Raw genomic sequence first — 11,931 nt, forward strand, 5'->3', positions numbered from 1 at the left:
CGCACATATCGGGCATATAGCTGCATTTTCCCGAGGACCGTATTGTGTATAATGGGGAATATCATACGAACTCTTAAGAGCCAGCAGCCGGTACAGGTGACTGTACATGGACGACATGGATCTGTCGATGCCGAACGTCGATGTCGAATCGGTCAGCCCCGACGGGCTGAAGGAGCGAATCGATGCAGGCGAAGCGGTTACGCTCCTCGACACCCGCATGGAGTCAGAGTACGATGAGTGGCGAATCGACGGTGAGAACGTCGAGTCGATCAATGTTCCGTACTTCGAGTTCCTGGACGACGAGATCAATGACGACGTCCTTGCTCAGATTCCCGATGCCCGCGAAATTACGGTCCTCTGTGCGAAAGGGGGCTCGAGCGAGTACGTCGCTGCGACGCTGAAGGAGCGCGGCTACGACGTCGACCACCTCGAGGACGGGATGAACGGCTGGGCGCGCATCTACGAGCGCGTCGAGGTCGAGCGCTACGACGGCGCCGGGACGCTCTACCAGTACCAACGTCCCTCGAGCGGTTGTCTGGGCTATCTCCTCGTCGATAGCGACGAGGCGGCCGTGATCGATCCACTACGCGCGTTCACGGATCGGTACCTCGAAGACGTCAACGAACTCGGCGCCGACCTGACGTACGCGATCGACACGCACATCCACGCGGATCACATCTCGGGGATCCGCGACCTCGCCGATGAGGGCGTCGAGGGCGTCATCCCCAAGGCGGCGGTCGACCGTGGTATCACCTACGCCGACGAGATTACTCTCGCAGCAGACGGCGACGAGTTCGAAGTCGGTGCTGCCACGATCGAAACCGTCTACACGCCCGGTCACACCTCTGGGATGACCTCGTACCTAATCGACGGCTCGCTGCTTGCAACTGGCGACGGCCTGTTCGTTGAGAGCGTCGCCCGCCCCGACTTAGAGGAGGGCGATGAGGGCGCGGAAGACGCCGCGCGGCAGCTCTACGAGACGCTGCAGGAGCGCGTGCTGATCCTACCCGACGATACGCTCGTCGGCGGCGCTCACTTCAGCGACTCCGCCGAGCCCGCCGACGATGGTACTTACACGGCCCCGATCGGCCAACTCGAGGAGGAGATGGATGCCCTAGCGATGGACGAGGACGAGTTCGTCGAGCTGACCCTCTCGGACATGCCGCCCCGTCCGGCCAACTACGGGGATATCATTCCCACCAATCTCGGACAGCAGGCGGTCGACGACGAGGAGGCGTTCGAACTCGAGCTCGGCCCGAACAACTGCGCGGCCAGCCAGGAATCACTGGCGGGTGACTAACCACCGTGATCGAAATCGGAATGCTCGCCGAACTCGCCGTCCCGGCTCAGGGGGTGCCCGCCGAGCCGTTTCCCAACGGCATCTCCAGATACGCCATCGGGGGACTGCTCGTCGGCCTCGGTGCGGTCGTCATCTACCTCGGGACGGGGATCGCCGCGGGAGCGAGCACGTTCCTCGAGTCGACGCTGTCGTACGTCTCGGATCAGTCGCGGTTCAAGCGGTACCGCGCCTCTCGGGACTGGCGCGTCGTCTTCACACTCGGGATCATCCTGGGGGCGGCGGTCTACGCCGTCTTCTGGCAAGGCGGTACGTGGACGACGGACGTCCAGCCCTGGCGGCTGCTGATCGGCGGCGTCCTCGTCGGGATCGGCACGCGCATCGGCAAGGGGTGTACGTCGGGACACGGCGTCTGCGGTGTCGGCTCGGCCTCGCGGACGTCGATCGTCGGCGTGATCACGTTCCTGACGGTCGCGATCGTGACCGCCCAGATCGTCCAGGCGATGGGGGTGAGTCCGTAAGATGAGCAGTAACCGTCATCCGCTGTTCATGCCGCTGATTCTCGTCGGCGGCCTGATCTTCGGGTTCGGACTGGCATATAGTCACATGGCCCGGCCCGAAGTCGTGCTGGACTTCCTCCAATTCGACGACTTCGGCCTGCTGTTCGTCATGTTCGGCGCCGCGATCGTCTCCGGGATTGCCTTCGCGGTTATGCCCCGGATACGCGACAGCGCACCGCTGACGGGCGACATCTACGGTCGACGACTGAAGTCGTTCGATCGGAACGTCCTGATCGGCGGCGGGATCTTCGGCGTCGGCTGGGGCCTCTCGGGGATCTGTCCCGGCGCGGCCTACGCCAGCCTCGGGATCGGCAACGTCACGATCCTGTGGGCGCTCGTCGGTATGTTCGCCGGCGCGTACCTCCAGGGCGTTTGGCGCAGCAAGCGCGCCGCGGCTGACGCCGCTCCGACGGGTGCCGACTAACCTGTCCGAGTTTCGTGAGCTGCAACTGAAGATTTTCGTACACTGATGGAACCCGCAACGATACTCCTGTTCGTAGCTGCCGCGGTCACGAGCCTCTTCATGGCGTGGGTCATCGGCATCGGCGGTCGGCGCGAACGCGATTTCGACGATGTGTGCGGCGTTTTTCGCCGACGTTTTGGGTTTCGCTGGCGCTGTAACACAGGACACGAGCGTCTCCGAAGCCGTCGGTACCGGCCTCGTGGACGGAGTCAACCTCCCGGTCAACGGCGTCATCGTCGTGCTGTTAATCGGCGCTGGGCGCGCTCGTGGCGTTCTCGGCAGGCGCGAGTCAGGTCGGCCTGGCCGTCGGGCCGCTGTTCCCGCTGCTCGAGGACCTGCCGACGGTGTCGCCGATCGCGGTCCTGCTCGGCGGCGGGATCGGCATCCTGGTCGGCTCGTGGACGAGCGCACCACGGATGATCAAGTCGATCTCCCAGAAGTACGCGTCGCTGGGACCGCGCCGATCGATCACGATGCTCGTCCCATCATTTCTCATCGCACAGAGCGCGGTCCTACTGGGGTGCCGGTCTCGTTCAACGAGATTCCCGTGAGCGCCATCATCGGCAGTGAGCTCGCGGTCGCCGGTGGAGACGGCGTCAGCCCCCGAAAGCTGGGGTTAACGGTCGCCTCCCGAGTCGGGTCGTTTGTGCTCGCGTTCATGCTCGATTATGGATCGACGGTGCGCGAATCGGGACAAGTCAGCGTGAACCAAGAGGTATAGTCCTTGCTTCCCTAGAGGCCTCATGAACGAGCGGGGCGAGACAGTCGAGCCACTCCCCTTCCAGCGGCGAGGGACGATCGACTACATGCGGGTGGCCGGCCGGCGCAGCGTCGTTCACGGACTCGTCGAAATCGACGTAACTGAAGCCAGACAATGCATCCGCGAGCGAAAGGCGGAAACGGGAGAGACCCTTTCGTTCACCGCGTTTCTCGTCTACTGTCTAGCGCGAGCGATCAAAGACCATCCGCACGTTCAGGCGTACTGCGACTGGCGGGGACGGATCGTTTCGTTCGACGATATCGATGTCAATGTGATAATCGAGACGACAATCGACGGCGAGCGAATCGGCGTGCCCCACGTCGTCAGGGCGGCGAATCGCCGGTCACTACGGTCGATTCACGAGGAGATTCGGGCGAGACAGCGGAACCCGGACGAGGGAACGCAGCCGCCGTGGGCCTCCCTGGCTATGCGGCTTCCCGGAATCGTCCGGCGGCAGTTCTGGCGACTTCCGCAGTTGTTTCCGCGACGCTGGAAACGAATCGCGGGCACAGTCGCCGTAACGTCCGTGGGAATGTTCGGCGAGGGCGGCGGCTGGGGAATCAGTCCGACGAACTACACGCTCCAGCTAACGGTCGGCGGAATCGCCACCAAGCCGGGTGTCGTCGACGAGGAGATCGAACCGCGAGAGTACCTGAGCCTCACAGTGACGATCGACCACGATGTAGTCGACGGGGCGCCCGCCGCGCGGTTCGTCCAGCGGTTGACGGAACTTCTCGAGGACGCTCACGGTCTTTGAGTTGCCTCACATCTGGTACCAGAGGAGATTCCAGTTCCAGAGCGATATCGTGAACGCGATTGCAGAGGGCGATCAACGCATAGTAGATCCGCTTCCAGCGCCACCACGCTCGGCTCCGAATAGCCATACCGGCGAGACGGCCGTCACACAGTTCGCAACCGCCCCGACGAGAGAAGCGATCGAACGAGGAGTTACAAGCTGCGGCAGATCTGCGTCAGATGGACAACCGAGAGTACCGGAAAGAACTCGGCTACTGACTCGAGATTGGCGCCCTGGGGCCAGTCATGGCTCATGGCTCGTATTGCACAGGTGGTCGTGACCACATTCGACCACGGGGATTGCGAAAACCGAATAATTCGAAGCCGATTCACAGTGCTCCCGCCCTCGGACACCTCGTCACGGAACCGATGCTCCAGCAGCACGGATCAAAACCGGGCAAGTATACGAACGGTTGACGCCCGCTGCCAGCGCTAACTCTGTTGCTACGCACCTAATGAGTCAGATTCTGGTACGTCCCGAAAAACGAGACGTACTCGGGGCGCTGGCAGAGATCAGCGATGGTGTTCCGCAGCATCTGTTCCGGTTTTGTTATACAGATGAACCGGCGGATCAAACGCCGCGATGGCCGCTCGAGAAGGGGCGTGCCGACCATTGGAGCCCGACCGCAAACGAGGACACTGTCGGCCAGAAGGGGCGGCGTCCGGCTTAGAATGCGTCCACCCGCGTACTACTTCTCCCGTCGCAAGCGTTCGCGGCGCTCTTCGAACTCCTCGTCGGTGAGGTCACCGCGAGCGTAGGCGGTTCTCAGTTCCTCGAGTGCAGGGTCCGTCCGTTGCTCGCCCGAGTGCCGAACCGCACTGTACAGGAGATATCCGAGACCGAGGAGCACCAACAACGGAATAATCAACATGAGAAGCCACACCCACGTGGCTCCGGTGCCGTCCCACATCCCGCCGTTCCACATGTGGTCCCCACCCCAGACTCCCATCATGGGCATCGCGAGAGCCATCATGAGAAACGGTAGGAGAAGGATCGCGGCGATAATGATTAGCAGCGTCCGAACCAGAGAATCGTCGGTTGCCATATGTCCTGCTTTGGTTTCCAGAGTCTTGAACGGTATGGTGGATACCGATTACCGGGAACTGGTCATCTGTCTGCGTCAGGGAAATCAGTCGGTTTCCCTCGACGGCCATTCTCGAGCATCGGATTCGACTAACCCGTACAGTATTCGCCGTCGTGTGTCCAGTTCGTCGAGTTCAGTCTCGAATTCGTCGTCCGACATGGTCGGGATACCCACCTCACGGAGGTGGCGAAGATTCGGCGGGGGTGGTTGGCTGTCCGCGGGTTCGACGAACCCTTCGTGGAGCGTCTCGAGATAGTTCTCGATGCTCGTGCGGGCGTTTCGAACCGTGATCTCGTTCGGCCGCTGTCGTTTCGGAACGCCGAACCGGAGCAGCGTCAACGCCTCGTCGAGGACGACGGTTTCGACGATCGGCGATCGATCCGGCCGGGCGCTGTGAAAGTAGTGAAGGATCGGGTAGGCCTTGTGATTCTCGGTGAGGGTCGCGAGCTGCGTCGCGACGGTATTCAGCGGTACCTCGAGTCCTCGAAATTCCTCGCCGGTCCAACTCGTTCGAACGAGTTCCTCACTGTGGGTCCCGAACGCGCTCACGGTGCTGGCGAACGCGCGTTTCTGGGTGACCGCCTCGAGGACAGAAAGCGCGTAGGTGACGATCAGGGTGACAAAGAGCAATCCGCTCCCAGTCGCGAGTATCGTGACGACCTGCCAGCGTCCTGTTTTGGGAACGAAATCTCCGATACCTAACGTGAATACCGTATAGCCGGTGAAATAGAATCGGTCGGACCACGAGACGGACTCTCGGTTGAGCGTATCAATGAGGACGTTCTCGGCACTAGCGAAGACGAGCGTCCAACCACCCCAGAGCAGCACGATCCATATCGTGAGGGTCAGCACAAAGAGTAACGGTCCGGACAGGCTGAGCAGTCTGGGGTTCTGACCGCCTATTCGTCGTAGCGTGCGCCACGTCCACGCCATCAGCCGAGACGTGAGCGGACCGGCCCCCCCTTCGACCCAGAGCGTCGTCCAGACGATATCGATGACAGTGGTAGCGAGAAGGGCGACACCGAGCGCGAGATAAACGACGTTCATTTCTGACTAATCGTTGCTGTGATTCGCGTTACGAGTGATTCGTATCCGACTCGAGAGGCGATCGCCATAGCGTAGTCGGGCCGAGATATAGAAAGTGTACCCGGCTAGTGAAGAGACGAGAACGCAAACGTTCACGGCGGACTAGCATTGCATGCTGTCCGTCACGAGAAAACCGGAACGATCAGAAGTCTCCTGCAGTGACCCGAGGTCCGGTGTTTGAGACGAGACCATCGCTGTATGACAATCGCCACTCTCGAAGACAGAGGTTTAGCGGATGCTGCGACAGAGCTGGGCAGACGGTGATTGCTGAGATGATCGCAATACAGCGTTTCAGTACGCAACCTGCCCCTCTGATCGCTTATCGTGTGAAACGGTCGATCGATAGGCTGCAAGTTGAACAATTATTCCACCGTAACCCACTAGTCGCTCGCACGTGGCTATGACTTCCGAGAAATCGACTCCCACTAATGACGATATCGAGAATCGGATTCAGCAGGTAGGAAACTACTCCCGCGCAGTCCGTGTCGGCTACCTTGTGATCGTGAGCGCATTTCTCTTGGCGATCATAGGCGTTCTACCGGCGAATCTTGAGAGCGTCTCTCAGGCAATTGAATCGATACTCCTTCCGCTCATTTTCGTCGGATTGGGACTAATATTGTACGGTATCGGGATGCACCTACATCTCATGCACCTGAATCTCGTTCGCCAACTACAGCCGAGCGATGTTGATGAAACACAGTCACCCGGCGAGAACTCAGAATAGCGCAGGCCGTTGACTGTGAGCGGCTTTGAACGCGATATCCCGACGACGGTGTATACAACGCTTTTCTCGTCGAGTCCGGAAATCACACTCGAGTTGACGACGTCTGCGTGCGGACTGACCACCGCTGTTCGACTATCTTCAGCAGATAGTACCCCCAAAGTGAGAGGAGGACAGTGAATCCCGAGCCGTGCAGTAGCGCCGACCACGATTGGTCCTAATAGAAGAAGCCGATCCCGACGGCGAGGACCGCGAGGTTCCAGGCGAGGACGGACTTCGGTCTGACGGCCGACGGGAGACGCTTCGCGGGGACGAGTCCGTCGACGCGGCTGTCGCCGCCGTCACTTCGAGCGGTTCCGTGGGGCCACTCGAGGGAGCGGGCGACGAGCAGCGAGCCCGCGAGCGCGATTGGAAGCGCCCAGCCGATGAAAAGGAAGTGCAATGCGCCGGTCTCGATCCACGGGTCGGGGATACCGAGTGGCATGCCGAACAAGATGAACGGGGCGAAGCTCGCCGGGCCGAGGTTCCACAACTATGCGACGAGCACCGAGAGCGCTGTCCCGCTCGGCGTACCGGCCCGGTAGGTTTGAGCGAGCGTATAAATGTAGAGAACGTAGCCGGCGGCGTACAGCACTAGTCCGATCGCAGTCACCGTCTTCCCCATGCCGAGAACCGGTCCGAGGACGAGCGAGACGATACCGAGTGCAAACAGCGGGAACGAGTATTGTTCCAGTCGGTCGCTGTACAGCTCCGCGTCTACGAGCCGCGGCTGTACAGTCCGAACGCGAACGCGAGCCCGATCAGGTAGACGAACGGTGAGAGGAGGTAGAAGCCAATGGTTGGGTCGCGCGCTTGCCCGCCGACGCTCCGGAGGACCATCGCGAGGACGACGGCGAACAGCCAGGCCGCGAGCAGCCAGATCGTCCCGAGAGCGACGTCGAACCACAACGGCTCGCCAAAAGTACGACCGTACCAGACGAGCACCAGAGCGCCGTTCCATCCGACGAACGCGTCGACTCCATCTCTCACGAACAGTAAACCGGTTCACGCTCGAGTGAGCCGACGGTTCGCCCTTGTATTACGCCGTTCGATCCGGCGGAACGAGCATAACGTTGCCGTCCGCCCGCGCGACGATATCTTCGGAGACGCTCCCGAGCAAGAGCCTGCGGAGCCTGCTGTGACCGCGCGAGCCGACGAGGATCGTCGTCGGTTCGTACTCGTCCTCAGCGACGAGGATCTCGTCGGCGGGATCGCCTTGCCGAATTTCGGTTTGTGTCTCGATTCCCCACTCCTCGAGTTGCGTCGCCAGTTCCGCCAGTCGGGCTTCGGAGTCGGCGTCTTCCGGAAGTTCCGGATCCTTCGGCGTTTCGACGTGGATCAGCGTGGCCTCCCACGTCGCGTGACGGAGGTACGAGAACGCCTCGAACGCCCGCTCGGCGTTCTCCGAGAAGTCCGTCGCGTACAGCATCCGCCGGAACAGGTGTTCGCGGACGACGGCCGGCTCATCCGCCCCGCGTTCGATTCGGTTGACCAGCAGCGGCACGACCGTCGTCCGCGCGAGATTGCGCGCGGTCGATCCGATGATGCGGTTCTCGAGCGGACTCTGCCCCCGCGAGCCGACGACCGTCAGGCTCGCCCCGACCGCCTCCGCGATCCCGTTGATGCGTCGATGGGGCGTCCCGCGAACGACGTGTGCCTCGACGTCGAAGCCGGCGTCTTCGATGACGCTGCGATAGCGATCGAGCGCTCGCTCGCGTCGTTCTGCGAAGTCGATACCGGGCATCCCCGCGTGGACGTTCGACGGGATCACTGTCACGAGGTGGATCTCATCGACACCGATTCGGCCGAGGCACTCGAGACAGGTCTCGCTCTCGATCGTTGCCTCGCTGGCAGCCGAGAGATCGGTCGCACAGATCGCAATCATACCGATCGTAGGTTTCGGACGCATAATATTGTTTGCGTAAACCAATACTAAATCCGAAATATCAGTCGTAGACGATCCGTTCTGCGATCCTGACAGTGACTCCAGTCACTCGTGGTGCAGCGTAGTGTCTCGCCACAAATGTGGTATCGTTGCGATCCGACCGCGCACCAGTGGTAGGAGTCGATGTCGGTCCGTTCCTCATATTTGCATAACTTACTAGAATATTCTGGTTGGATAGCCGTGAGATAGACTGCAGTAATATTGTATGGTATACCCAAAAGTGTTATAACCATCCTCCGGATAGACGATACCGAGTAGAAATCTATGCTCCGCACACAACCAGACAACGGGGGACGATCCCGATGATCGACCTCGTAGCGTATTCATCAGCAGTACAGGCAGGCGCGCTCGTCGGCGCCGTCCTCCTCGAAGCGATCGTCCTCTACGTGGGATACGGGGCGCTCGAGCGAGTCGCAAGACCAGTCATCGAGAAAATTACACACGCGTAGATGGAGCTATTCGGAATCGCCCTGATGACGCTCGCACTGTTCGTGAGCTTCGGCTTCATGGTCGGGGTGCTGTTCGGCTTCTTCGGCATGGGCGGATCGTTCCTCGTCACGCCGGCGTTACTCGTGATGGGGTATCCCGCCAGAGTCGCTGTCGGGAGCGGCATGGCATTCGTCTTCGGGACGGCCATGATCGCGACGCTGAAACACCGCGATCTCGGTCAGGTCGACTACAAACTCGGTGGGTTGATGATCGTCGGGACGACAAGCGGCATCGAGGTGGGTAGTCGAATAGTGTACTATCTCGAGGAGCTGGGACTCGCTAGCGGTGCCATCGGCATCACGTACGTTGTCCTGTTGGGTGCGGTCGGGCTGTTCGTCACCCAAAATGCGCTTGCAAACGACGGTGGGGACGATTCGGATGACAGCCACCCCGGATCCGACGAGGAGATCGATCCAGACGCGATTCCGGACGTCGCGAAGCGAATCCAGTCCTACCGCATTCCACCGATGATGACGGTTGCTGGCGGGATTCAGGTCTCACTCTGGTTGATTCTGGCCGTCGCGTTCGCCACGGGTCTACTGTCGGGCTTTTTGGGTGTTGGTGGCGGTTTCATCAAGATGCCTGCGATGGTCTACCTCATCGGCGTCCCAGTTCCCATCGCAGTCGGAACCGACCTCTTCGAGATCATCTTCTCGGGCGGGTTCGGCGCGTTCACCTACGGGCTCAACGGCGGTGTCGATCTCTCAATCGTCGCACCGCTGCTTGCGGGGAGTGCACTGGGAGCTCGGATCGGCTCGGCCGCGACCAGCATTGTCGACGAAGATGACATCAAGATCTACTTCGGGCTGATGCTGGTCGGCGGTTCGATCGCTGTCGCGTTCCGGCAGGCTGGCGACTACCTCGGGATGGACGTACTGAATACGGTCAGTTTCGTACTGATCCTGCTCTCGGCGTTCATGGTCAGCGGGGCCGTGATCATCAGCACGATCACGACGATGCGAGCGCAGTCGAACGCGTCCAAGACGCCTACGGAGTAAACTATCCCACCCTACTCGCTCGCGTTGCTCGCTCGGTGAGGATGGGAGCGTGGCACCCTCACCACCACTCGTCCCGTTGCGATATTAGCTCATCGAGATTGCACAATATTCACACAACCCTTATACCGGCGCAGTATCTACTGGGTAGTAGTACAATGGCTAATTCGATGGCAGAGCAACTACAGCAGGACATGGAGTGCGAAGGGCTGCTGGAGTGCATCCACGGCCTCAAGCAACTCGACAGGGATTGTTTCCGCGTGATGGTCGAGAGCGAGGAAGCACTGACGATCGACGAGGTCGCCGACCGGGTTGACCGCGAGCGCTCGACCGCGTACCGATCGATCCAGCGATTGCTCAAGAGCGGATTCATCCAGAAAGAGCAGATCAATTACGAGCAGGGCGGCTATTATCACGTCTACTACCCAACGGACCCGACCCAGATCGCAAACGACATGCAGCGAAAGCTGAACGACTGGTACGCGAAGATGGGGCAACTCATTCAGGAGTTCGAGGACAAGTACGAACACGCCGACGTCGACACCGAAATCCCCGCACAGAGCTAGCTGGGCCGTCGATCGATTCTTCTCGGATCCTCGAGTAGCTCTCACTCGCCGTCGTCGTCTCGGTCGGTATCGCGATTCTCGCCCGAGCGCGGCAGGACGGTGAACGAGCGCATCACGTCGCAATTTTCGTGCTCGTTCGTGTAGAAGTGTCACAGTTCCCGTTCGGTAGATCGTCGAACAGCCTTCGACTCCCCGAAGTGGACGAGTGCGTGGACGACTTCGGCGGGATCGACGGTAACGATACCGTTCCAGTTCGTACGGCTTGGGTGCCTCGAGTATAGCCGGCCCTCCGTCATCCTCGAACGGATCGTCGTCTCCGACTGGCTGTCGTGCCAGTACGTGGAAACGCAGCACTCTCCCCGTGTACGCGGTGAAGTCGACCGACGCCGGCACGCCAGCTCGGACCGAGAGATCCGTGGCTGACCAACGAATTTAAGATCGATATCGCATAGAGTTGTGAGTTATGGGCAATACGGACTACTCCACGCTCGAGGAGCGATTGGACGAGCTCCTGAAAGACACGGAGAGTGCGGGCGTCGGGGGGGCCGTCGTCCGTCCCGGGACGGGCTGCGTCTCGTATCTCGCCCACGACGGTAACGAGGCCGTCGTCGTCGATCCGCCCGCTCGCGACCGAACTCGGCGATCTCCGCGCGGAGACGACCAACGAACTCCTGAGCTACGTTGAAGACGGCGACGAAGCGGCGTTCGTCGAGGCCATCGCGGACGAACCGGCGAGCTACAACGAGATCAAGCGGATCAACTGGGGCAAGGAGCAGCCGGGCGGCGACATCGAGGCGCTCGAACTCGGATCGAATAACTGCGCCGCGAACTAACGTCGTCAGTCGCGGACGGCTTTGGTGAATACCACTCCGGTTTGGCCACCCGGCGTACAGTGGTCCACGCTGTGCCGCAGTGGCTGGATAGTGAACCGCGGCACGGAATCATGCGAGGGATGAGTGAGTTTACGAGCGAACGAATCGGTTTGGGGGGACGTGGCGATTCGCCATTGTCACGATGGCAGGACGAATCTAGTCACCAGCTACGTCGATTGAGGTATTGCTGGAAAATCGAATTTCGACAGAGCCTAGCAAAGAGGTATGTGGAAGACGACTGCTGGATGTCCCGGTCGC

14 protein-coding genes and 2 pseudogenes are annotated in these 11,931 nt (G+C 60.7%); 10 read left to right on the plus strand and 6 right to left on the minus strand.

The window, feature by feature from the left end; translation table 11 throughout:
- Positions 1–106: 106 nt before the first annotated feature.
- The 5 genes and pseudogenes from DWB23_RS12465 (at position 107) to DWB23_RS12485 (ending at position 3,837) form a co-directional block, all read left to right on the plus strand.
- Entirely contained in the window at positions 107–1,300 is a 1,194-nt protein-coding gene (locus DWB23_RS12465; RefSeq protein WP_121743178.1) for an MBL fold metallo-hydrolase, read from the plus strand.
- Between the two features lie 20 nt (positions 1,301–1,320).
- On the plus strand, positions 1,321–1,818 hold the full coding sequence (locus DWB23_RS12470; protein WP_121743179.1) for a YeeE/YedE family protein: 498 nt from the start codon (positions 1,321–1,323) through the stop codon (positions 1,816–1,818).
- Between the two features lies 1 nt (position 1,819).
- The gene (locus DWB23_RS12475; RefSeq protein WP_121743180.1) at positions 1,820–2,281 is read left to right on the plus strand and encodes a DUF6691 family protein; all 462 of its coding nucleotides are present in this window, start codon (positions 1,820–1,822) and stop codon (positions 2,279–2,281) included.
- A gap of 290 nt (positions 2,282–2,571) precedes the next feature.
- Positions 2,572–3,041, plus strand: a pseudogene (locus DWB23_RS12480) (inorganic phosphate transporter); the annotation flags it as partial.
- A 22-nt stretch (positions 3,042–3,063) separates the two neighbouring features.
- The gene (locus tag DWB23_RS12485) at positions 3,064–3,837 is read left to right on the plus strand and encodes a 2-oxo acid dehydrogenase subunit E2 (RefSeq protein ID WP_121743181.1); all 774 of its coding nucleotides are present in this window, start codon (positions 3,064–3,066) and stop codon (positions 3,835–3,837) included.
- 727 nt (positions 3,838–4,564) lie between these two features.
- Here the strand turns inward: DWB23_RS12485 and DWB23_RS12495 are convergent.
- The gene (locus DWB23_RS12495; protein ID WP_121743182.1) at positions 4,565–4,921 is read right to left on the minus strand and encodes an SHOCT domain-containing protein; all 357 of its coding nucleotides are present in this window, start codon (positions 4,919–4,921) and stop codon (positions 4,565–4,567) included.
- Between the two features lie 84 nt (positions 4,922–5,005).
- A complete protein-coding gene (locus DWB23_RS12500; protein ID WP_121743183.1) occupies positions 5,006–6,007 on the minus strand; it encodes a potassium channel family protein in 1,002 nt (333 codons plus the stop codon).
- A gap of 439 nt (positions 6,008–6,446) precedes the next feature.
- On the opposite strand from DWB23_RS12500, the gene DWB23_RS12505 reads away from it, so the two are divergent.
- Positions 6,447–6,770 (plus strand): hypothetical protein, encoded by a 324-nt coding sequence (locus tag DWB23_RS12505; protein ID WP_121743184.1) that lies wholly within the window; start codon positions 6,447–6,449, stop codon positions 6,768–6,770.
- Positions 6,771–6,984: 214 nt separating this feature from the next.
- Here the strand turns inward: DWB23_RS12505 and DWB23_RS23440 are convergent, their stop codons facing one another.
- From DWB23_RS23440 to DWB23_RS12515, 4 genes are all read right to left on the minus strand, one after another.
- Entirely contained in the window at positions 6,985–7,251 is a 267-nt protein-coding gene (locus tag DWB23_RS23440) for a hypothetical protein (RefSeq protein ID WP_238717414.1), read from the minus strand.
- Positions 7,252–7,299: 48 nt separating this feature from the next.
- Positions 7,300–7,431: a hypothetical protein gene (locus DWB23_RS23755; protein ID WP_275086306.1), complete on the minus strand. Its 132-nt coding sequence runs from the start codon at positions 7,429–7,431 to the stop codon at positions 7,300–7,302.
- Between the two features lie 92 nt (positions 7,432–7,523).
- Positions 7,524–7,796 (minus strand): hypothetical protein, encoded by a 273-nt coding sequence (locus DWB23_RS23445; protein WP_238717415.1) that lies wholly within the window; start codon positions 7,794–7,796, stop codon positions 7,524–7,526.
- A 49-nt stretch (positions 7,797–7,845) separates the two neighbouring features.
- Entirely contained in the window at positions 7,846–8,691 is an 846-nt protein-coding gene (locus DWB23_RS12515) for a universal stress protein (protein ID WP_121743185.1), read from the minus strand.
- Positions 8,692–9,053: 362 nt separating this feature from the next.
- Here DWB23_RS12515 and DWB23_RS23020 point away from each other — a divergent pair, with 362 nt between their 5' ends.
- The 4 genes and pseudogenes from DWB23_RS23020 to DWB23_RS12530 all read left to right on the plus strand — a co-directional run.
- Positions 9,054–9,200, plus strand: a complete 147-nt coding sequence (locus tag DWB23_RS23020; RefSeq protein WP_162989808.1) for a DUF7512 family protein — start codon at positions 9,054–9,056, stop codon at positions 9,198–9,200.
- Positions 9,201–10,238, plus strand: a complete 1,038-nt coding sequence (locus DWB23_RS12520) for a sulfite exporter TauE/SafE family protein (RefSeq protein ID WP_121743186.1) — start codon at positions 9,201–9,203, stop codon at positions 10,236–10,238.
- A gap of 155 nt (positions 10,239–10,393) precedes the next feature.
- Positions 10,394–10,801, plus strand: coding sequence for a helix-turn-helix domain-containing protein (locus DWB23_RS12525; RefSeq protein WP_121743187.1), 408 nt, complete (start codon positions 10,394–10,396; stop codon positions 10,799–10,801).
- Positions 10,802–11,412: 611 nt separating this feature from the next.
- Positions 11,413–11,634 (plus strand): annotated as a pseudogene (locus DWB23_RS12530) (MBL fold metallo-hydrolase); the annotation flags it as partial.
- Positions 11,635–11,931: the final 297 nt, after the last annotated feature.

Origin of the sequence: Natronorubrum halophilum (assembly GCF_003670115.1) — an archaeon.
Classification (GTDB): domain Archaea; phylum Halobacteriota; class Halobacteria; order Halobacteriales; family Natrialbaceae; genus Natronorubrum; species Natronorubrum halophilum.